Genomic DNA, 19,953 nt, shown 5'->3' with positions numbered 1-19,953 from the left:
AAAGTAGAGAAAAGATTTTGAGGAAGTATGCACTTCAGATTTATTACATCAATAGGAAGGATGGTGATCTTCTTGTTCAGAGCATTAAAACCGTTGCTTGTATTAGCGCTGTTAACTGTGGTTTTCGTCCTTGGGGGATGCAGCAATGCTTCAGTACTAGATCCGAAAGGACCTGTAGCTGAACAGCAAAGTGATTTAATCCTGTTATCTATCGGATTTATGCTGTTTATCGTCGGGGTCGTCTTTGTTCTATTTACCATTATTTTAGTAAAATACCGCGACCGTAAAGGCAAAGATAATGGATCTTATAACCCAGAAATTCACGGTAACACGTTTTTAGAAGTAGTCTGGACAGTGATCCCAATTTTAATCGTCATTGCACTTTCTGTGCCAACAGTACAGACGATATATTCGTTAGAAAAAGCTCCTGAAGCAACAAAAGACAAAGAGCCTCTTGTTGTTTATGCTACTTCGGTAGACTGGAAATGGGTATTTAGCTACCCTGAACAGGATATTGAAACGGTCAACTACTTAAACATTCCTGTCGACCGCCCGATCTTGTTCAAAATCTCATCTGCAGATTCAATGGCTTCGCTATGGATTCCTCAGCTTGGAGGGCAAAAATATGCGATGGCAGGAATGCTGATGGATCAATACTTACAGGCTGACAAAGTGGGTACTTACGAAGGCCGCAACGCGAACTTCACAGGTGAACATTTTGCAGACCAAGAGTTTGATGTGAATGCAGTCACAGAAAAAGACTTTAACAGCTGGGTGAAAAAGACTCAGAACGAGGCTCCTAAGCTGACAAAAGAGAAGTATGATGAATTGATGCTTCCTGAAAATGTGGACGAATTAACGTTCTCTTCTACTCACTTGAAATACGTTGATCACGGACAAGACGCTGAGTACGCGATGGAGGCGCGCAAACGCCTTGGCTATCAAGCCGTTTCACCGCATTCTAAAACAGATCCGTTTGAAAACGTAAAGAAAAACGAATTTAAGAAGTCTGATGATACAGAAGAATGATATTGATCAGGAAAGGAGGAAGCCTGCATGAAATTCAAATGGGACGAATTTTTCGTAACTGGTGACCCATTAATTCTGGGCGCACAAGTTTCCATTGCGCTTTCAACCATTGCCATTATTTTTGTTCTGACTTACTTCAAAAAGTGGAAATGGCTGTGGTCTGAATGGATAACTACTGTTGACCATAAAAAACTCGGAATCATGTATATTATATCTGCTGTAATTATGTTATTCCGTGGCGGTGTCGACGGTCTGATGATGCGTGCCCAGCTAGCGCTTCCGAATAACAGTTTTTTAGACTCAAACCACTATAATGAAATTTTTACAACTCACGGTACAATCATGATCATCTTCATGGCGATGCCGTTCTTAATCGGTCTTATCAACGTTGTTGTGCCTCTTCAAATCGGTGCCCGCGACGTTGCGTTCCCTTACTTGAACAACCTGAGCTTCTGGACGTTCTTTGTAGGGGCGATGCTTTTCAATATTTCTTTCGTTATCGGAGGTTCTCCGAACGCAGGCTGGACGAGTTATATGCCGCTTGCAAGTAACGACATGAGCCCTGGGCCGGGTGAGAACTACTACCTCCTCGGACTTCAGATTGCCGGTATCGGTACCCTGATGACAGGGATCAACTTTATGGTAACAATCTTAAAAATGAGAACAAAAGGCATGACATTAATGCGTATGCCGATGTTCACATGGACAACACTGATCACAATGGTTATTATCGTGTTTGCGTTCCCTGTACTTACAGTAGCATTAGCACTTTTATCATTTGATCGTTTGTTCGGCGCTCACTTTTTCACATTGGAAGCAGGCGGTATGCCGATGCTTTGGGCTAACTTGTTCTGGATTTGGGGACATCCTGAAGTATATATCGTTATTCTTCCGGCGTTTGGTATTTTCTCAGAAATCATCTCAAGCTTTGCAAGAAAACAATTGTTTGGTTACAAAGCGATGGTTGGTTCTATTATCGCCATCTCTGTATTGAGTTTCTTAGTTTGGACTCACCACTTCTTCACAATGGGGAACAGTGCGTCCGTTAACTCATTCTTCTCAATTACGACAATGGCAATCTCAATCCCAACCGGGGTTAAAATCTTTAACTGGCTCTTTACAATGTATAAAGGCCGAATCAGCTTTACAACACCTATGCTGTGGGCGCTTGCGTTCATTCCTAACTTCGTTATCGGCGGGGTTACAGGGGTTATGCTTGCGATGGCAGCAGCGGATTATCAATACCATAATACGTACTTCCTTGTATCTCACTTCCACTATGTGCTGATTGCGGGTACTGTATTTGCTTGTTTCGCCGGATTTATTTTCTGGTATCCAAAAATGTTCGGCCACAAGCTGAACGAAAGAATCGGAAAATGGTTCTTCTGGATCTTTATGATCGGGTTCAATATTTGTTTCTTCCCGCAATATTTCTTGGGGCTTCAAGGCATGCCGCGCCGTATTTACACATACGGACCGAATGACGGCTGGACAACATTGAACTTTATCTCAACAGTCGGAGCTTTCATGATGGGTGTAGGATTCTTAATCCTTTGCTATAACATCTACTACAGCTTCCGTTACTCTACTCGTGAAATCAGCGGAGATTCATGGGGTGTGGGACGTACGCTTGATTGGGCGACTTCTTCTGCGATTCCGCCGCATTACAACTTTGCGGTGCTTCCTGAAGTCAAATCTCAAGATGCATTCCTGCATATGAAAGAAGAAAAAACTGAATTATACCCTGAAAGCAAATTCAAGAAAATCCATATGCCAAGCAACTCAGGCAGACCGTTCTTTATGTCTGTTGCCTTCGGTCTCGCAGGCTTTGGACTTGTCTTTGAATGGTACTGGATGGGCGTAGTCGGATTGATCGGAGTCCTGCTCTGCATGGTTCTGCGTTCATTCGAATACGACAACGGCTACTACATTAGTGTTGATGAAATAAAAGAGACGGAAAGAAAGATTTCCGAATAAGGAGGCGTGAGTTATGGAACATGCAGAACACGGCAATTCTAACGCGCCTATGGAATATCAATCTGAAACCGGCAGACTTAATATTCTCGGGTTTTGGATCTTTTTAGGGGCAGAAATTGTGTTGTTCTCAACACTATTTGCAACCTTCTTCGTTCTTAAAAACAGAACAGCTGGAGGTGTCTTGCCAGACGAACTATTTGAAGTCAATCTGGTAATGATTATGACGTTCTTGCTGCTGATCAGCAGCTTTACCTGCGGGATCGCTGTTCATGAAATGCGCCGCGGAAGTTTAAAAGGCGTAGTCATTTGGACAATTATCACTCTTCTTCTCGGTGCCGGCTTCGTCGGATGCGAGATCAACGAGTTTGTTCACTATGTACATGAAGGAGCGGCTCTCAGTACAAGTGCGTTCTGGTCTGGATTCTTTGTTTTACTTGGAACTCACGGAACTCACGTAACAATCGGGATTTTCTGGATCACAGGAATTCTGATTCAGTTGAAGAAACGCGGCTTAACTCCGCAAACTTCATCTAAAATCTTTATCTCAAGCTTGTACTGGCACTTCTTAGATGTTGTATGGATTTTCATCTTTACAGGTGTCTATCTCATGGGATTGGGGGGTCTGTAAAATGGCAAACAAATCTGCTGAACACAGTCACTTTCCATGGAAACACATTGTAGGTTTTATCCTGTCTATCGTTTTGACCCTGCTGGCTCTATGGGTTGCAGTGTATACTGACCTGAGCTCATCAGCAAAACTTTGGATTATCTTCGGCTTCGCCTTCATTCAGGCGGCGCTGCAGCTTCTCATGTTCATGCATATGACAGAGAGCGAAAACGGCACGATCCAAGTCGGAAACACGCTGTTCGGATTCTTTGGCGCGATCGTTATCGTACTTGGATCCATCTGGATTTTCGCGGCTCACTATCACCATGGTGACCATATGGACGGAAATCCTCCTGGAGGCGCTGAACACTCAGAGCATTCAGGCCATAACGAATAATACAAAAAACCCTCTTCAGTGGAAGAGGGTTTTTTGCTGTCTTCAGCTGCTTCGCTTTCTGCGAAGATACGGAAGGCCGTAAATGATAAATGCGGCGATATGAGCGACAATGACGTTAACGGCAAACAAGATAATCATGAGAGTGTGTCCAAGTGGAGAAAGGCTTTCTGTTGCGTAAAAGAAGAAGAATACCCACATTAAAATGATTGGCGGAATAGCTGAGAGTGCGACTTTTTTGTTATCAAGCCAAATAAAGAGAGGCGTTGCGCTGGCAACCAATAAGTAAGCAAAAAACATGTCCATCATACCCGTCTCCTTTCATTTTGTGATAACGTTTACAAAAATGAAATAGAGGAACTGAGTTGTGTCTGTTTTGTGATTGTTTTTTGAACATTCTGTTACAATTATTATACCATGTTTTCCAGAAATTGATACGTGTTTTTGCAGAAATGGACTGGATCTATCGTCTTATTTTTTCGTTTAATGTGCTAGGAGAATGTATGGGCATGGGGCTCTGAATTTTTAGCTATTTCTATATGAGGTATCACATTATTTGGGAACATAACACATTATCGCATTCGTTTTTTAACAAATTCTATTGGTATGGCGTTTTTTTCATTTGAAAAGTTTTGTGTCAATCGAAACATTTCGGTTTATGATACGTCATATTTCGTGTAGCTGAAAAAGCGCCGCAAATGCTGAAAAAACATAAAAGGAAGCGAGCTTCACGTGTCATCTTGAACGTGGTTCATGTATAATAAACATTAGTGATTTTCCGATGAAAATGTAAGGCGGGATAGAATGAGTCGATATAAGAAACAGCAAAGCCCCTTTTACCAGGGGGATTTGATTTTTATATTTGGTGTGTTTTTTATTATAAGCGTAGTATCAATATATGCTGCCGGTCAGTTTGGGCAGTATGGGAACACGGATTGGATTCAGCAAATTGTGTTTTATCTTTTGGGGGCTGTAGCCATTACAGTTCTTTTGTACTTTGATTTAGAACAGCTTGAAAAGTTAAGTTTATATATTTTTATCATTGGTATTTTATCTTTGATTATTCTTAAAATCAGTCCCGAGTCTATTGCACCTGTTATTAAAGGGGCAAAAAGTTGGTTTAGGATCGGTAGAATAACAATACAGCCGTCAGAGTTTATGAAGGTTGGTTTGATTATGATGCTTGCTTCAGTTATTGGAAAAGCAAATCCTAAAGGAGTTCGGACGCTTAGGGATGATATCCACTTGTTATTAAAGATTGCGGGTGTCGCAGTTATTCCTGTAGGTCTTATCCTGATGCAGGATGCTGGGACTGCGGGAATATGTATGTTTATCGTTCTTGTAATGGTTTTTATGTCAGGGATAAATTGGAAATTGATTGCGATCATAGCTGGTTCAGGTATCTTACTCATTTCATTAATTTTATTAGTAATGATAAACTTTCCTGACGTTGCTAAATCAGTTGGAATACAGGATTATCAAATTAAGCGGGTCACTTCTTGGGTGTCTGCTTCAAATGAGACACAGGAAGATTCAAATGACAGCTGGCAAGTTGACCAGGCCATCATGGCAATAGGATCTGGTGGTATTTTAGGTAATGGTATTTCTAATTTGAAGGTTTATGTTCCAGAGAGTACGACTGACTTTATCTTTTCTATAATAGGTGAGTCATTTGGCTTTATAGGCTGTGCAATTGTTGTCATCATGTTCTTCTTTTTAATCTACAGGCTTGTTGTTCTGATAGACAAAATACATCCGTTTAACCGTTTCGCTTCTTTCTTTTGCGTTGGCTATACGGCGTTAATTGTGATCCACACATTCCAGAATATCGGAATGAACATTGGCATTATGCCTGTTACCGGGATTCCGCTGCTGTTTGTCAGCTATGGGGGAAGCTCGACACTTTCCACGTTAATCGGATTTGGGATTGTATATAATGCAAGTGTGCAGCTGACGAAATACAGAAGTTATCTTTTTAATTCTTGATATGCAGACAGCCTTTACAGAGGCTGTCTTTTTTTGTGCAGAGCATTTCACTTTTGAGATCACTTTTTTTCGGATATGATAAAAAGTGATAAGGAGGTTTTTGTGATGAATAACACAATCGAAACCATTTTGAATCATCGGTCAATCCGGTCTTTTACTGATCAGCTTTTGACAGCTGAAGAAATTGATACATTAGTGAAAAGTGCGCAGGCTGCGTCTACATCCAGCTATGTGCAGGCATATTCGATTATCGGGGTTTCTGATCCTGAGAAAAAACGTGAGCTGTCCGTGCTTGCTGGGAATCAGCCTTACGTTGAGAAGAACGGACACTTTTTTGTATTTTGTGCGGATTTGTACCGCCATCAACAACTGGCTGAGGAAAAAGGTGAACATATTTCTGAGCTGCTCGAGAATATAGAAATGTTTATGGTTAGCTTGATTGATGCGGCGCTGGCAGCGCAAAATATGAGCATTGCCGCTGAATCCATGGGGCTTGGCATTTGCTATATCGGCGGCATTCGGAATGAATTGGACAAGGTGACAGAGGTGCTGCAAACGCCTGACCATGTGCTCCCGCTTTTCGGACTGGCAGTAGGCCATCCTGCGAACCTTTCCGGCAAAAAACCGAGATTGCCAAAGCAGGCCGTTTATCATGAAAATACGTATAATGTGAACACAGACGATTTCCGTCATACTATGAATACGTATGACAAAACCATTTCTGATTACTATAGAGAAAGAACAAACGGGCAGCGGGAAGAAACGTGGTCCGATCAAATACTGAACTTTATGAAGCAAAAGCCGCGTACGTATTTAAATGACTACGTGAAAGAAAAGGGCTTTAATAAAAACTAAAGCAAACCTCTCCGTCTGGAGGGGTTTTTATGTTTCACGTGTAACATATTCCGACAAATAGGGACATGCTTTCACAAATAAATGGCGAATGATAGGGGACACTGATAAGCAGTGTGAGCGGCTTTGGAGAAAAAATAGGGGATCAGTGATACGATGAGGATGAGGTGGTAGGGATGGTTTCATTAAGTATATTAGATCAATCTCCAGTATCAGAGGGCAGCAATGCAGAAACGGCCTTACAGCAAACCGTTGCGCTTGCCCAAGCTGCTGAGGACCTTGGATATAAGAGATTTTGGGTTTCTGAGCATCACTTTTCAAAACGGCTGGCAGGGTCCAGTCCTGAGGTGCTAATCAGTCATATAGCAGCGAAAACAAAGCGAATTCGTGTTGGATCAGGAGGAGTCATGCTGCCGCATTACAGTGCTTATAAAGTAGCTGAAAACTTTCGTGTTCTGGAGGGGCTGACACCAGGAAGAATTGACCTGGGGCTTGGCAGAGCACCGGGGGGAATGCCGATTGCATCATGGGCGCTGAATGACGGTGGTAAGCGCAATGCTGATCAGTATCCGCAGCAAATTAAGGAGCTGACCATGTATTTGCATGATTTGGCGGATGACAAACACCGTTTTCCGAATCTGACCGCTGCGCCGCATATTTCAACGGCTCCGGATGTGTGGCTGCTCGGCTCATCTGGAGAAAGCGCGCTGCTCGCAGCTGAATCTGGCGCTGGCTATATGTTTGCCCATTTTATCAATGGAGAGGGCGGAGAGGGTACTGTCAGACAGTATAAGAGGCGATTCAAACCGTCTGTGTTAGGAGATACGCCTCGAGCGGCAGTTGCTGTTTTTGTTCTTTGTGCTGACACGGAGGAGAAGGCAGAGGAGCTTGGGGCTGTGCTTGATTTTACACTTTTGGCGGGAGAGCAGGGTATTCCTTTAGAGGGAGTTCCTTCGTATGAAGCTGTTCGGAAAAATACGTATTCTCCTTATGAACAGAGACGAATTGCTGATAATCGAAATCGAATGATTGTCGGTACGAAAGAACAGGTTAAGGAGCAGCTGTTAGCTTTGAGTAAAGCGTATGAAACAGAGGAAATCATGGTGGTGACCATCACGCATCATTTTGAAGATAAGCTCCGATCGTATCGATTATTGCACGAGGCGTTTGCTGACTGATCTTTAAAAAGCCCTGCCGAATCGGCAGGGCTTTTTCTTATTCAACAGTGAAAGGTTCTTCGGTCAAAACCTGGCTTGACTTGCCTTTGTTCGCGGCATATGCGAGCAAGTAATACTCTCCGGCCGGAAGTTTGGTTCCGCCATTAATCGTGCCGTCCCAGTCAAAGTACTGGTAACCTTTATCTTGGTTTTTATAAATGCCGGCTTGGCCTGCGAAATCAAGGTTGCTGTCATAGACGAGGAACGCCAGCTCTTCCGCTCCCGCAGGAAGGTAGGTTTCAATTTGATAGGTACCTTGTACAGACCCTTCGCTGACAGAGACAGATGTGACTCTCGGATAATCGGGCTCTTTCACAATCAGCAATGTAGGTACCTTAGCGACCGTTTTTCCGCCTTCTCTGACGATAACCGTTCCTTCATAGGTGCCAGCTTTTGTTTTCTTCGTATTGACCTTTACTTTTGCAGTGGCTTTCCCGGTTTGATGTGCCGGAATCACAACACGGCTTGTGCCGGATGTGGAAATGCCGCTGCCATTAAATGAGTATTCAAGTGTGTATGACTTTCTAATGGAAGATTGATTTTCAATCGTAAACGTTTCATTTTTTGTTTCGTTTCCGTTTTCCTTCAAGAACGTGCCGTATGAATAGCTTCCAGGTGAGACGAGCGAATCGGCTTTGATTGCGTTCATGATTCTTGCGCTGCCTGCGCCTTGAGCGTTATGCGGATATACTTCCCCATCGCTATCCTTTAAAGTGACAGCGGTATTCATGATGGCGGCTTTAATCTGTTCAACGCTCCACTTTGGTTTGGCTTGTTTAATAACGGCAACCGCTCCGGCAATATGAGGCGATGCCATGCTTGTTCCTTGTTTTGATCCGTAGCCGTATGGATGGTCAGGATCGTGTGTTGGGATCGTGCTCACGATATTGACCCCTGGCGCGGAAATATCAGGCTTAATCATCCACGTATCCATAACAGGGCCGCGTGATGAGAAATCAGCGACTTGTTCACCGAGCGCTTTTGAGACCGTCAACTTGAATGTTGTTTTTGTCTCACCAGCTTTCAGGGCGCTGACGAGTTTTTCGCCGTCTTCTAATGAAAGCTTAATCGTTGGGACAGACATGCCTGGCACATTGGCTTCAATTTCTCCAGAGAGGTTGTTATACACAACCATGCCGATTGCACCGGCTTTTTTAGCGTTATCCGCTTTATCCACAAATGCAATGCTGCCTCGTTTGACAACGGCGACTTTGCCTGTCAGGTCTTTCCCTTCAAAATCCTTTGCTTCGCCGATTCCCGCTTCGACAAGCTCAACTTCTTTGTTATTGAGCGCTTTGACGTCGTCCTCTTTGTTGTAGCCCATCACTTTTGCTGAAGAGTAGGAGCCGAAAGTGACGGCGTATTCATTGAGCGGCAGCTGAGTCGCACCGACAGAAATCGCTTCTCTTGATGTGCCCGGCGATCCGACTGTCCAGCCGTTCGGTCCGCTGTTGCCGTTTGAGGTAACAGCGACAACGCCTTCTGACATGGCCCAGTCAAGCGCTGTGCTTGTCGCCCAGTCCGGGTTGTTTAAAGAGTTTCCGAGAGACAGGTTCATCACATCTGCCCCGTCCTGCACTGCACGTTCCACGCCCGCGATGACGTTTTCCGTTGTGCCGCTTCCGCCAGGCCCTAACACACGATAAGCAAGAAGTGTGGCATCAGGCGCTACGCCTTTAATCGTTCCGTTTGCAGCCACAGTTCCGGCTACGTGTGTGCCATGGTCAGTTGCCTCGCCCCTCGGATCGCCGGTTGGTGTTTCTTTTGGATCGTAATCATTGTCCACAAAATCGTATCCTTTATATTGTCCAAAGTTTTTCTTCAGATCTGGGTGATTGTATTCAACCCCAGTGTCAATAATCGCCACCTTGATGCCTTTTCCTGTGTAGCCTAAATCCCATGCATCGTTTGCTCCGATATAAGGCGCACTGTCATCCATTTGCGGAGATACGGCGTCTTCGGAGATTGTGACGTCTTTATCCTTCATATTGTCTGTTTTATATGTGACGTTCGGGTACACTGCCTTAACGTCTTTTACCGCGAGAAGTTTTGGAATCTCATTAGCTGGAAGCTTCATAGAGAAGCCTGAGAATACCTGCTCATATTCCCGGTTTACTTTTCCGTTTTTCACCGCTTTGATTGCTTTGTTTTTTGCTTTGGTGCGAGCGGTTTTCAGCTTGCTTTTCGATTGGCTTTCTCCCGCTTCCTTCGCTTCTGCCAAGGATTTTTCTTTTAATTCCACTATAACGGTTGTTTTTTTGCTTGTCGTCATGTCGATATCACCGAATACCTCGGCTTTTTCCAGATCAGCCGACGTTTTTGAAGAAGCCGGAGCTGCCTGAACGCCCGTAATGCCTGTGGATAACGCAAAAAATAAGACGAAACTTACAAGCAGAAAGCGAATGATCCCCTTTTTCAATGTGTTTCCCCCTTTGTATTTAGAAAAAATGTGAAAGATCTAGTATATATTTCTTGAAAATTCAAAAAAATCCTTGTGTCATTTGGACCATTTATTGGATTTTGTTTGTGTATAACGAAGGAGTTATACACAGAACCCTGTGTATAAGTGAATAAACCTGTGTATATATATAGTTAGGAATATACGTTCGTATACAAAATATAGATAGAGTTTGTGGACATGTGGATATCTCTTGTGATTAAGTTGTTCTTATCTTTGGGATAACTTGTGTATAAAGTTTTCAAAGCGGTTCTCCAATTTTCATTTCAATTCTTTCAGCTTTCAACAAAACTTCTAAAAACTAGTTGGTTTTTTCACTCATATTGTGACAAAGAATTCTCTTTCCACGGTCTATCATAGAGTCATGAGTTTTGCTAGAGCCGCTAGTTTGCGAGAAAAGAAATCGGCCGTCTTTTCTTGCGGGCTGCGGCTGAGAAAACGGGCTGCTAAAAAGGCTGCCTGCCAAAAAGAAGCGGAGGGATGTTTTTCTATGAAACGTTTGCTTGTATCTTTACGGGTGTGGATGGTCTTTTTGATGAACTGGGTGACGCCGGACAGAAAAACTGCGGCTGCCGCGGTCTATTCGGCTCAGCGTACATACCAAAGAAAGGCGGCTGTGCAGGCCGCAGGACTCGTTTCGTTTTATGAATGGCGGATGGCTGTGAATGAGGAAGAAAAGCAGAAAGCGAAAGCCGCCGCGCTTTATAAAAGAAGATGTTTGCAAGCCTTCAAGGAATCGCCAAAGCAGGAGAGAGCGGGCCCGCATCTTTACATGGCGGTCAAAAGGAGGTAAAATCCCAGTCAAAAGCAAATTGGCGGGAGAGATAACCTCTTGAAAATCTATAAAGTATTAAACAACAATGCGGCTTTAATAAAAGAGGATGATCAGGAAAAAATCGTGATGGGACCGGGAATCGCTTTTCAAAAAAAGAAAAATGATCTCATCCCTATGAATAAAGTGGAAAAAATCTTTGTCGTGCGCGACGAGAATGAAAAGTTCAAACAAATCCTGCAAACACTGCCGGAGGAGCATATAGAAATAGCTGAGGATATCATCAGCTATGCAGAAGGAGAGCTCGCGGCGCCGCTGAGCGATCACATTCATATCGCGCTTTCCGACCATTTGTCCTTTGCGATCGAAAGGATTCAAAATGGGCTGCTTGTGCAGAATAAATTGCTGCATGAGATAAAGGCGCTCTATAAAAAAGAATATGAGATCGGCCTGTGGGCGATCGGACATGTAAAAGAGACATTGGGCGTGTCTCTGCCTGAAGATGAAGCGGGTTATATTGCCCTTCACATCCATACGGCGAAGATGGATGCGGAGAGCATGTATTCAGCGCTGAAGCATACGACCATGATCAAAGAAATGATAGAGAAAATAGAACAATACTTTAATCGAAAGGTGGATGAAAACAGCATTTCCTATCAACGCCTTGTCACGCATTTGCGATACGCGGTCAGCCGGTTGGAATCAAATGAAGCGCTCCATCGTATGGACGAGGAGATGCTTTATTTCATCCAAAAAAAGTATTCATTCGCCTATCGATGTGCGCTGGAGCTGGCGGAGTTTTTGAAAAATGAATATCAATTACATTTGCCGGAATCCGAGGCCGGCTATATCACGCTGCATGTCCAGCGTCTTCAAGATCTCTCGGAATAACCGCTTTGACTTGCAGGGAGTGATCTCTGGAAGTTTTTTTATTGATCAGGATTCAGTGTGTAGTACATCCAGCCCATCATAACTATTCCCGCGGTCAGATTGCCGAGCGTAACGGGGATTAAGTTTCTGACTGCTCCCATCAGTGTCACTGTATCAGGGTGCTCGATCAAAAGCGAGATGGCGAATGTGCACATATTGGCAATGCTGTGTTCAAAGCCGGAAATAAAGAAGCAGAAAACGAAAAGCATCATGGTAAAAAGCTTTGCTCCTTCCCCTTTGAGAGACATTGGAATGAAAAAGGCGAGGCACACAAGCCAATTGCACAGCATTCCTCTGAAAAACAATTCGGAAGCCGGCGGCTCCATTTTGTGCTCTGCCAAATGAATCAAAAAGGAATGAACAGAAGGCTCCTCAAAAAGTCCCGTCGCGCTGATCAGGATGGCAAACAGAATGGCGCCGATTAAATTGCCGGCATAGCTTGACATCCACAAGTATAGGGTGTCGCGCCAGCTGATTTTTTTCCGGAGCGCGGTATAGGTGAAATAAAAGGTGTTGCCGGTAAATAAATCTCCGCCTCCGTAAGCAATCATCAGAATAGCGGCCCCGAAAGTGACAGCGGCTGCCGGAAAGGCAAACGGAGAATCAGCCATAAAGAAATAGCTGCCTGTTTTGCTTGCGGCTGTAATGCCAAAACCAATAAATATACTGGCCAAAATGGACCGAAGCACATAACGGATTTTGCTTGAAGCGAATATGTTTTGTTTTTTCAAAGCATACTGTTCAACCTTTTGTAATGCTTGAGTTTCCATTGTCTTTTCCTGCTTTCTTTCATGATTGAGCATAGTATAGCACGATATTGTGAAGTATTTCACAATTAATTTTTACGAATTTTTGTCTACATGTTATATCAAACTATTTAACTAAAAAAATAGTTGACGAAAACGCTATCATGATTTATGATGAAAGCGTATTCTTAATCTGAATAAGCGGGATTGTGACTGGTAAAGCAGGCAAGACCTAAAATTTGCGTAAATGAAAAAGGATCGCTGTGTCCTTTATTCGTTGGCGAATTTTAGGTCTTTTTTGTTTAAATAAAAGGGGGAGAAATAGATGGATTACAAAGAGACTGCAAAACGCCTCATTGAGCTTCTCGGAGGGAAAGAAAATATTATCAGCGCGGCTCATTGTGCAACAAGACTGCGTTTAGTGATGAAAGATGAATCAAAGATAGATCAAGCACAAGTAGAAGAGCTTGATGGCGTTAAAGGGGCTTTCAGCAGCTCTGGCCAGTACCAGATCATTTTCGGAACAGGCCTTGTGAATAAAGTATTCGATGCCTTTTCTAAAGAAGCTGATATCGAGCGTGAAGAACACGTCAATCATCAGGATGCGGCAAAAGAAAAGCTGAATCCCGCTGCGAGATTTGCGAAAACGCTTTCTAATATTTTTGTCCCAATTATCCCGGCTATTGTGGCCAGCGGCCTGTTAATGGGATTGCTGGGTATGATCAATGCGTTTCATTGGATGAGCAAGGATTCTGCAGTTTTTCAGCTGCTTGATATGTTTTCAAGTGCAGCATTCATTTTCTTGCCGATTCTAATCGGAGTAAGCGCTTCAAAAGAATTTGGCAGCAACCCGTACTTGGGAGCGGTCATTGGGGGAATCATGATTCATCCAAACCTTTTGAATCCATGGGGTTTGGCTGAAGCGACACCTGATTATATGCATCTTTTTGGATTTGATATCGCGCTTCTAGGCTATCAGGGAACTGTCATCCCTGTCCTGCTTGCGGTGTATGTGATGAGCAAGGTAGAGAAATGGACGAGAAAAGTGGTTCCGCATGCGGTAGATTTGCTTGTTACACCTTTTGTTACTGTAATTGTCACCGGGTTTGTTGCTTTTATCGCGATTGGCCCTCTGGGAAGAGCGCTTGGCTCCGGGATTACGGTTGCTTTAACTTATGTGTATGACCATGCCGGTTTTGTGGCAGGTTTGATTTTCGGGGGCACGTATTCACTCATCGTGCTGACAGGTGTTCATCACAGCTTCCATGCGATTGAGGCTGGGCTTATTGCAGATATAGGCAAAAACTACTTACTGCCGATCTGGTCAATGGCGAATGTCGCACAGGGCGGGGCAGGTCTTGCCGTCTTCTTTATGGCGAAAAAGGCAAAGACAAAAGAAATCGCGCTTCCGGCAGCATTTTCCGCTTTTCTCGGCATTACTGAGCCCGTCATATTCGGAGTCAATCTTCGTTACCGAAAACCGTTTATCGCTGCGATGATCGGAGGCGCATTGGGTGGGGCATATGTCGTCTTTACACATGTAGCTGCAAACGCTTACGGGTTAACGGGAATTCCGATGATCGCCATTGCGGCTCCGTTTGGCGTCAGCAACTTGATTCACTATCTGATTGGCATGGCGATTGCGGCAGTGTCAGCGTTCATTGCAGCATTTGTCATGAAGATTAATGAGGATGAGGAGAGGAAAAAATGACAGCACATGACCAGGAGCTTCGTCGCCGGGCTTATGAAGAAGTGGAGAAAAAAGAGCCCATCGCTAACAGCGATCCGCACCGCCAGCATTTTCACATCATGCCGCCGGTTGGGCTGCTGAATGACCCGAATGGCGTGATTTATTGGAAGGGCAGCTATCATGTATTCTTTCAGTGGCAGCCGTTTCAGACGGGGCACGGCGCAAAATTTTGGGGGCATTATACGACACAGGATGTTGTGAATTGGAAGCGGGAAGAGATTGCGCTGGCTCCGAGTGATTGGTTTGATAAAAACGGCTGCTACTCGGGCAGCGCTGTCACGAAAGACGATCGGCTCTATCTGTTTTACACAGGAAATGTCAGGGATCAGGATGGAAACCGGGAAACGTATCAATGCCTTGCTGTATCTGACGACGGACTGTCCTTTGAGAAAAAGGGTGTCGTCGCCCGCCTCCCTGAAGGATACACGGCGCATTTTCGCGATCCGAAGGTATGGGAGCATGAAGGCACATGGTATATGGTGATTGGTGCGCAAACAGAGAATTTGAAAGGGCAGGCTGTATTGTTTGCTTCTGATAACCTGAGTGAGTGGAGATTTCTTGGCCCGATAACCGGCGCGGGCTTCAACGGGCTGGACGAATTTGGATACATGTGGGAATGCCCTGATTTGTTTTCCCTTCAAGGATCGGATGTGCTGATTGTTTCGCCTCAAGGGCTTGAGGCTGACGGTTTTCGTTATCAGAACGTATATCAATCAGGTTATTTTGTCGGCCGTCTCGATTATAACAAGCCTGAACTGAAGCATGGTGAATTTACGGAGCTTGATCAAGGTTTTGATTTTTACGCGCCGCAAACACTTGAAGACGATCAGGGAAGGCGGATTTTGTTTGCATGGATGGCGGTGCCTGATCAGGATGAAGGGTCCCATCCGACCATTGACTACCACTGGATTCACTGCATGACGCTGCCGAGACAGCTGACGCTTTCAGGCCAGAAGCTGATTCAGCAGCCGCTGCCTGAGCTAAAAGCCATGCGCAGAAATGAGAAAAAAATACACATCAACATGCATGGATCATCTGGTGCGCTTCCAGTGGAAAAACCTGAAAGAACTGAGATTCTACTGGAAGACATTCATACGGAGTCTGGCTTTTCAATCAGTATCCGCGGAACGGCTACGTTTTCCTTCCATAAAGACGAGGGGATTGTTACGCTGGAACGAAAGAGCTTTGACGGAAAAAGAACAGAAGCGAGACATTGCCGCATCAAGGATTTGCATACCGTACACATGTTTCTCGACGCGTCATCTGTGGAAATCTTTATCAATAACGGAGAAGAGGTCTTTAGTGCAAGATATTTTCCTTTCCCGGGAAATCATGAAGTAACAGCCAGTGCGACCGGGAAATCTGAAATGAATGTCGGAATTTGGACACTTATGTAGAAAATCCTTCTATTTTCTTATGTGAAATCTGAGCCATCTGTGCTATTCTTCAACGATAACCTACTATTTTTTTCTGTAAAAGGAGTTGTTTTCTTGAATATACATGAACAGAAGATAACACCGGAATGTTTGGAAAAGGCTGCTAACCAAGTTGAAGATAAGCGAGAAGAATATAAGGATGTGCTGCTTCAGCTGAAAAAAATGCTTGGCGGAACAACGCCGCACAGTGAAACGGCGGAAATTCTCACGCGGGCATATGAACAAATGAAGGAATATGCACTTTTTGTTCAGTCGATAGAAACATTTTTGAGGAAATCTGCAAACAATTTAAAAATCAAATAAACAGGCTGCCGATGGGATCGGCAGTTTTTTCTGTGAAAAGTCTTCGGTGATTTAAAAAGGGCTGCCTCTCTGTAAGGCAGCCCCTTTTTTTATGATTGTTGATTCAGGCGCAGTGCAGAATGCTTCGTAGGACCAACATACTGGTTTAGCGGGAAGGATTCTTTAATGGCCGCTGTGATGAATTCTTTCGCTGCGTAAATGGCTTCTTTGACTTCCGCACCTTTGGCAAGCTCCGCTGTCACGGCTGCTGAGAATGTACAGCCTGCGCCATGTGTATAAGGCGTATCGATCATTTCGCTTTCAAGGACTTCCGCTGTTTCTCCGTCATAGAGAACATCAACGGCTTTCTCGTGTTTGAGTTTGCCTCCGCCTGTAATGACGACATATTGAGCGCCGAGTGCGTGAATTTTTTTCGCGGCTTCGATCATATCGTCAACTGTTTTTAGTTCATCCATGCCGCTGAGCTGGCTGGCTTCAAACAAGTTTGGCGTAATGACAGTGGCTAGCGGAGCCAATTGCTCACGCAGGGCTTGGGCGTGCTCCGGATAAAGGACTTCATTAGCACCTTTGCAAACCATAACCGGGTCAATTACCACATTTTTTAATTGTTTTTCTTTGATCGTTTTTGCCGCAAGCTCGATAATGTCAACGGTTGGCAGCATTCCTGTTTTCATGGCGTCCACGCCGATGCCGTCCGTAATTGTTGCAAGCTGGGCGCGGATTGTATCAGTATCGATCGGGAATACCTGATGGTTCCAGCTGTTGTTTGGGTCCATCGCAACGATCACCGTTAAGGCGGTCATCCCGTATACGTTTTTTTCTTGAAATGTTTTTAAATCAGCTTGAATCCCAGCACCGCCGCTGGAATCTGAGCCGGCAATGGTGAGTGCTTTATGCATAGACATGTCTTGAACCTCCATCGTGTTTTGTCTTTCATTATAGTTAGATTTTCTCTGTATCACAATATAGAAGATCTATAGGAATCATTTGACAATCTCAAGGGGCTTTCGTAAAATGCTACATAAGAAAACTAGGTAGGGGTTTTGAGATGTTAAATCGTGAGCTGGTTAAGGGAAGCACGGTTATATTGGTATTGACGCTTCTGAACGAGCGGCCGATGTACGGCTATGAGCTTGTAAAAGAAATGGGAAACCGCAGCGGAAATGAACTGCAGATGAAAGAAGGGACCTTGTATCCTTCTCTTCACAAGCTTGAACGCCAAGGATATATTTCTTCCTACTGGGAGAAGCAGGAGAAAGGACCGGACCGCAAATATTACCGGATTACAGACGAAGGCAAAGAAGTGCTGGCGGAACGTACGAAGGAATGGAGCGTATTTTCAGCCATGATGGACCGAATACTGAAGTGGAGCGGACAAAATGGATAAAGAAACATATATATCCGAAATGAAAAGCGGGCTTAAAGGGCTTCCTGAGGGTGAGGCGATGATAGAAGAGATTGAGAGCCATATTGAACATCATCTGTTTCGTTCTTTTCAGGAAGGAAAGAGTGAGGAGGAAGCTATGCAGACTTTATTGCAGGCGTTTGGAACACCAACTGACATTGTTTCTTCGTTTAAGAAAATACAGCCAGTAACGTTCCGTGCGTTTTTGATGTTCCATCTTTTCTGTAACAGTGCCCTATTCGCTGTCGGCATTGCGATTACAATAATGCATGTATGGCTTGAATCACCGTTTGTTCAAGCAGTATGGAAAGGCATTTCTGTTTCTGTTTGGCTGATCTTAGCTGCATATATGATCTACTGGGTGCTGATTGGGTATCAAGGCGTGAAGGAGTTTGGAAAACGTGGAGAAAAGCTTGTTCTACATACGATTCTGATCTCAATGGTGCCAAACGTCATTTTTATGCTTGTTTTTCTATTCAATGTAATTCCTGCTGCGCTGTTTCAATCCTTGTTGACACCTTGGTTTGTTGGAACTTGTGCTTTTGCAACGCTGTTATTTCCGTTATTTGGCCGAATGGGCTGTTATATTGGCAGGCGTCAGCTTGTCTGATTTTTTAGGTATATACATAGAATTTCTATGTAAAGGAGGTGTATGTCGTGAGGATTAGCTCTTGTTTATATGGTTTTGTAGCTCATGGGGCAGTATTTTTGTTTACTGGTGGCTGCATGCTCTTGGCTATGGCAGCCAGCTTGCCTTTTGTTTTTCTGCTTGATCGGCTGCCTGATGTCGTCTTTACAGCAGGTGCCATTCTTACGCTGCTATGTTCATATGCTTATGTCTGGTTTTGGGCGGTCCGATTTGCATATAACCAGAAAATGCGCCTGTTTGAGGTTCAATTGGGGTCCTTTGTGTTGCTAGCCCTCATGATATCTTTGTTTTTATTGGATGGATCTAGTATGAAAGACATCATGATGAATTGGGACGATGCAGGCTGTGCTTTTGTGCCGCCGGCTTTTACATTTTTGTGTCTTTCTTATGCACTGGTGCTGCTGCCGGTCTATCAATCTAAGCTGTGGCGTCTTATCCTTCCGAATGGCGTCCGCATGAAAGATATCTTTCATGTCTTTGGAGATCTGATGCTGATCATGGTGCTTCTGATCGGAGCCACTTTGCTGTTTCTATCATTGTAGTATGCCGTTTCAGTAGGATATTCCCACTGATCTCCCGTCCAATATATGTTTTAATAGTACATGACTATGAAAATGAGAAGGAGAGCATCATGAAGATTTCTATCGTAATTGTGACCTATAATCGGATTCCGGCTTTGTGTGAGCTTTTGGAGTCGATTTCCCGCCAGACCTTGAAGCCTTATGAAATTATTATTGTGAATGATGCCGGGGAATCGGTCGTGCTGGTCAAAGCACTGTATCCGGAGCTGCCGATTGCTGTCATCAATTTAGAAAAGAACTCGGGGCATGTGGCTGCGAGAAATGCCGGTGTAAAAGAGGCGTCTGGCGATTGCATTATGCTGTGTGATGACGATGATTTCTTTACGCCAGGGCATATCGAAAAAATGGCAAAGGAAATAGAAACGGCAGACTTCGTTCATTCTGATGCGGAAATAGTTTCGTTTGAAGAGAAAAACGGAACAAGATATCCAGTGTCACGGAAATTGTTTGCTTATACCGCTGACTATGAGGATATGAGAGTGTTTTCTACATACGTGCCGTCGGGCAGCATGTACAGACGTTTTCTGCATGATGAAATCGGGTATTTCGATGCTGATGTGCACAATTACTGGGATTGGGATTTTTATTTACGCGTGGCCAAGGATTACCGGGTGAAGCGTGTCCCTTGCGCCAGTGTGATTTATGCCTTCAGTGACGCGGGAGACAATCAGTCTGCGGACCTTGGCGCCAAGCGGAAGCAATATTTGGATCGTTTAAGTGAAAAGCACGGACTCGGGGAGCTGCCGACGAAAAACTTTGCCGTCCTGCTTGAAGAGCCTGAGATGAAGAGGCGGGAAGCAAAAAGTGAAATGGTTTGGGATGGCGAGCCTGTCTATTCCAGACTTCATCGTTCGTAAGGGG

Annotated in this window: 20 protein-coding genes; 16 read left to right on the top strand and 4 right to left on the bottom strand. The window is 44.3% G+C overall.

Going from position 1 to position 19,953, the window contains the following annotated elements; all coding sequences use genetic code 11:
• Positions 1-63 precede the first annotated feature (63 nt).
• Genes qoxA through qoxD form a run of 4 tightly spaced genes read left to right on the top strand, consistent with a single transcriptional unit; the run spans position 64 to position 4,010 of the window.
• Positions 64-1,029 (top strand): cytochrome aa3 quinol oxidase subunit II, encoded by a 966-nt coding sequence (gene qoxA / locus QF06_RS17520; RefSeq protein WP_010886637.1) that lies wholly within the window; start codon positions 64-66, stop codon positions 1,027-1,029.
• A gap of 27 nt (positions 1,030-1,056) precedes the next feature.
• Positions 1,057-3,006, top strand: a complete 1,950-nt coding sequence (gene qoxB, locus QF06_RS17515) for a cytochrome aa3 quinol oxidase subunit I (RefSeq protein ID WP_003227407.1) — start codon at positions 1,057-1,059, stop codon at positions 3,004-3,006.
• A gap of 13 nt (positions 3,007-3,019) precedes the next feature.
• Positions 3,020-3,634 (top strand): cytochrome aa3 quinol oxidase subunit III, encoded by a 615-nt coding sequence (gene qoxC, locus QF06_RS17510; protein WP_003227409.1) that lies wholly within the window; start codon positions 3,020-3,022, stop codon positions 3,632-3,634.
• Between the two features lies 1 nt (position 3,635).
• Complete coding sequence (gene qoxD, locus QF06_RS17505) at positions 3,636-4,010, top strand: cytochrome aa3 quinol oxidase subunit IV (protein ID WP_003227410.1); 375 nt, start codon at positions 3,636-3,638, stop codon at positions 4,008-4,010.
• A gap of 42 nt (positions 4,011-4,052) precedes the next feature.
• Here the strand turns inward: qoxD and ywcE are convergent, their stop codons facing one another.
• Positions 4,053-4,316 carry a spore morphogenesis/germination protein YwcE gene (ywcE, locus tag QF06_RS17500; protein ID WP_003227411.1) on the bottom strand — a complete coding sequence of 88 codons (264 nt, stop codon included), beginning with the start codon at positions 4,314-4,316 and terminating at the stop codon, positions 4,053-4,055.
• A 495-nt stretch (positions 4,317-4,811) separates the two neighbouring features.
• Here ywcE and rodA point away from each other — a divergent pair, with 495 nt between their 5' ends.
• The 3 genes from rodA (at position 4,812) to QF06_RS17485 (ending at position 8,023) form a co-directional block, all read left to right on the top strand.
• Complete coding sequence (gene rodA, locus QF06_RS17495) at positions 4,812-5,993, top strand: cell shape-determining peptidoglycan glycosyltransferase RodA (protein ID WP_003227413.1); 1,182 nt, start codon at positions 4,812-4,814, stop codon at positions 5,991-5,993.
• A gap of 105 nt (positions 5,994-6,098) precedes the next feature.
• A complete protein-coding gene (gene nfsA / locus QF06_RS17490) occupies positions 6,099-6,848 on the top strand; it encodes an oxygen-insensitive NADPH nitroreductase (RefSeq protein WP_041850383.1) in 750 nt (249 codons plus the stop codon).
• A 173-nt stretch (positions 6,849-7,021) separates the two neighbouring features.
• Positions 7,022-8,023, top strand: a complete 1,002-nt coding sequence (locus QF06_RS17485) for an LLM class flavin-dependent oxidoreductase (RefSeq protein ID WP_041850384.1) — start codon at positions 7,022-7,024, stop codon at positions 8,021-8,023.
• A 37-nt stretch (positions 8,024-8,060) separates the two neighbouring features.
• On the opposite strand, the gene vpr is transcribed toward QF06_RS17485, so the two are convergent.
• Positions 8,061-10,481 (bottom strand): serine protease Vpr, encoded by a 2,421-nt coding sequence (gene vpr / locus QF06_RS17480; RefSeq protein WP_003227419.1) that lies wholly within the window; start codon positions 10,479-10,481, stop codon positions 8,061-8,063.
• Between the two features lie 529 nt (positions 10,482-11,010).
• On the opposite strand from vpr, the gene QF06_RS17475 reads away from it, so the two are divergent.
• A complete protein-coding gene (locus QF06_RS17475) occupies positions 11,011-11,313 on the top strand; it encodes a hypothetical protein (protein ID WP_003222155.1) in 303 nt (100 codons plus the stop codon).
• A 39-nt stretch (positions 11,314-11,352) separates the two neighbouring features.
• Positions 11,353-12,183 carry a sac operon transcriptional antiterminator SacT gene (gene sacT / locus QF06_RS17470; protein WP_043940229.1) on the top strand — a complete coding sequence of 277 codons (831 nt, stop codon included), beginning with the start codon at positions 11,353-11,355 and terminating at the stop codon, positions 12,181-12,183.
• A 38-nt stretch (positions 12,184-12,221) separates the two neighbouring features.
• Here sacT and QF06_RS17465 read toward each other — a convergent pair whose 3' ends face one another.
• Positions 12,222-12,992 carry a formate/nitrite transporter family protein gene (locus QF06_RS17465; RefSeq protein WP_003243563.1) on the bottom strand — a complete coding sequence of 257 codons (771 nt, stop codon included), beginning with the start codon at positions 12,990-12,992 and terminating at the stop codon, positions 12,222-12,224.
• 301 nt (positions 12,993-13,293) lie between these two features.
• On the opposite strand from QF06_RS17465, the gene scrA reads away from it, so the two are divergent.
• The 3 genes from scrA to QF06_RS17450 all read left to right on the top strand — a co-directional run bounded on the left by scrA (position 13,294) and on the right by QF06_RS17450 (position 16,457).
• Positions 13,294-14,679: a PTS system sucrose transporter subunit IIBC gene (gene scrA, locus QF06_RS17460; RefSeq protein WP_029318665.1), complete on the top strand. Its 1,386-nt coding sequence runs from the start codon at positions 13,294-13,296 to the stop codon at positions 14,677-14,679.
• The gene (sacA, locus tag QF06_RS17455; protein WP_041850386.1) at positions 14,676-16,115 is read left to right on the top strand and encodes a sucrose-6-phosphate hydrolase; all 1,440 of its coding nucleotides are present in this window, start codon (positions 14,676-14,678) and stop codon (positions 16,113-16,115) included. The genes scrA and sacA overlap by 4 nt, the downstream gene beginning before the upstream one ends.
• Before the next feature lie 93 nt (positions 16,116-16,208).
• Entirely contained in the window at positions 16,209-16,457 is a 249-nt protein-coding gene (locus QF06_RS17450) for a hypothetical protein (protein ID WP_003243437.1), read from the top strand.
• An 89-nt stretch (positions 16,458-16,546) separates the two neighbouring features.
• Here QF06_RS17450 and QF06_RS17445 read toward each other — a convergent pair whose 3' ends face one another.
• The gene (locus QF06_RS17445) at positions 16,547-17,362 is read right to left on the bottom strand and encodes a bifunctional hydroxymethylpyrimidine kinase/phosphomethylpyrimidine kinase (RefSeq protein ID WP_003242645.1); all 816 of its coding nucleotides are present in this window, start codon (positions 17,360-17,362) and stop codon (positions 16,547-16,549) included.
• 143 nt (positions 17,363-17,505) lie between these two features.
• Between QF06_RS17445 and QF06_RS17440 the strand changes: the two genes are divergently transcribed.
• From QF06_RS17440 to QF06_RS17425, 4 genes are all read left to right on the top strand, one after another.
• The gene (locus QF06_RS17440; protein ID WP_041850387.1) at positions 17,506-17,844 is read left to right on the top strand and encodes a PadR family transcriptional regulator; all 339 of its coding nucleotides are present in this window, start codon (positions 17,506-17,508) and stop codon (positions 17,842-17,844) included.
• Positions 17,837-18,472: a permease prefix domain 1-containing protein gene (locus QF06_RS17435; RefSeq protein WP_041850388.1), complete on the top strand. Its 636-nt coding sequence runs from the start codon at positions 17,837-17,839 to the stop codon at positions 18,470-18,472. Before QF06_RS17440 ends, QF06_RS17435 begins: the two co-directional genes overlap by 8 nt.
• Before the next feature lie 47 nt (positions 18,473-18,519).
• Positions 18,520-19,053 (top strand): hypothetical protein, encoded by a 534-nt coding sequence (locus QF06_RS17430; protein ID WP_009968358.1) that lies wholly within the window; start codon positions 18,520-18,522, stop codon positions 19,051-19,053.
• An 89-nt stretch (positions 19,054-19,142) separates the two neighbouring features.
• Positions 19,143-19,949 carry a glycosyltransferase family 2 protein gene (locus tag QF06_RS17425; protein WP_041850389.1) on the top strand — a complete coding sequence of 269 codons (807 nt, stop codon included), beginning with the start codon at positions 19,143-19,145 and terminating at the stop codon, positions 19,947-19,949.
• The last annotated feature ends 4 nt before the right edge of the window (positions 19,950-19,953 follow it).

Source organism: Bacillus sp. YP1, from assembly GCF_000877815.1.
Lineage (GTDB): Bacteria > Bacillota > Bacilli > Bacillales > Bacillaceae > Bacillus > Bacillus subtilis.
This window is presented reverse-complemented; position numbering and strand designations above follow the sequence as displayed.

Bases quoted from the DNA above. Each gene is read 5' to 3' on its own strand.
- qoxB (WP_003227407.1), top strand. From the start codon at position 1,057: ATGAAATTCAAATGGGACGAATTTTTCGTAACTGGTGACCCATTAATT.
- qoxC (WP_003227409.1), top strand. From the start codon at position 3,020: ATGGAACATGCAGAACACGGCAATTCTAACGCGCCTATGGAATATCAA.
- qoxD (WP_003227410.1), top strand. From the start codon at position 3,636: ATGGCAAACAAATCTGCTGAACACAGTCACTTTCCATGGAAACACATT.
- ywcE (WP_003227411.1), bottom strand. From the start codon at position 4,316: ATGATGGACATGTTTTTTGCTTACTTATTGGTTGCCAGCGCAACGCCT.
- rodA (WP_003227413.1), top strand. From the start codon at position 4,812: ATGAGTCGATATAAGAAACAGCAAAGCCCCTTTTACCAGGGGGATTTG.
- nfsA (WP_041850383.1), top strand. From the start codon at position 6,099: ATGAATAACACAATCGAAACCATTTTGAATCATCGGTCAATCCGGTCT.
- QF06_RS17485 (WP_041850384.1), top strand. From the start codon at position 7,022: ATGGTTTCATTAAGTATATTAGATCAATCTCCAGTATCAGAGGGCAGC.
- QF06_RS17475 (WP_003222155.1), top strand. From the start codon at position 11,011: ATGAAACGTTTGCTTGTATCTTTACGGGTGTGGATGGTCTTTTTGATG.
- QF06_RS17465 (WP_003243563.1), bottom strand. From the start codon at position 12,992: ATGGAAACTCAAGCATTACAAAAGGTTGAACAGTATGCTTTGAAAAAA.
- scrA (WP_029318665.1), top strand. From the start codon at position 13,294: ATGGATTACAAAGAGACTGCAAAACGCCTCATTGAGCTTCTCGGAGGG.
- sacA (WP_041850386.1), top strand. From the start codon at position 14,676: ATGACAGCACATGACCAGGAGCTTCGTCGCCGGGCTTATGAAGAAGTG.
- QF06_RS17445 (WP_003242645.1), bottom strand. From the start codon at position 17,362: ATGTCTATGCATAAAGCACTCACCATTGCCGGCTCAGATTCCAGCGGC.
- QF06_RS17440 (WP_041850387.1), top strand. From the start codon at position 17,506: ATGTTAAATCGTGAGCTGGTTAAGGGAAGCACGGTTATATTGGTATTG.
- QF06_RS17435 (WP_041850388.1), top strand. From the start codon at position 17,837: ATGGATAAAGAAACATATATATCCGAAATGAAAAGCGGGCTTAAAGGG.
- QF06_RS17425 (WP_041850389.1), top strand. From the start codon at position 19,143: ATGAAGATTTCTATCGTAATTGTGACCTATAATCGGATTCCGGCTTTG.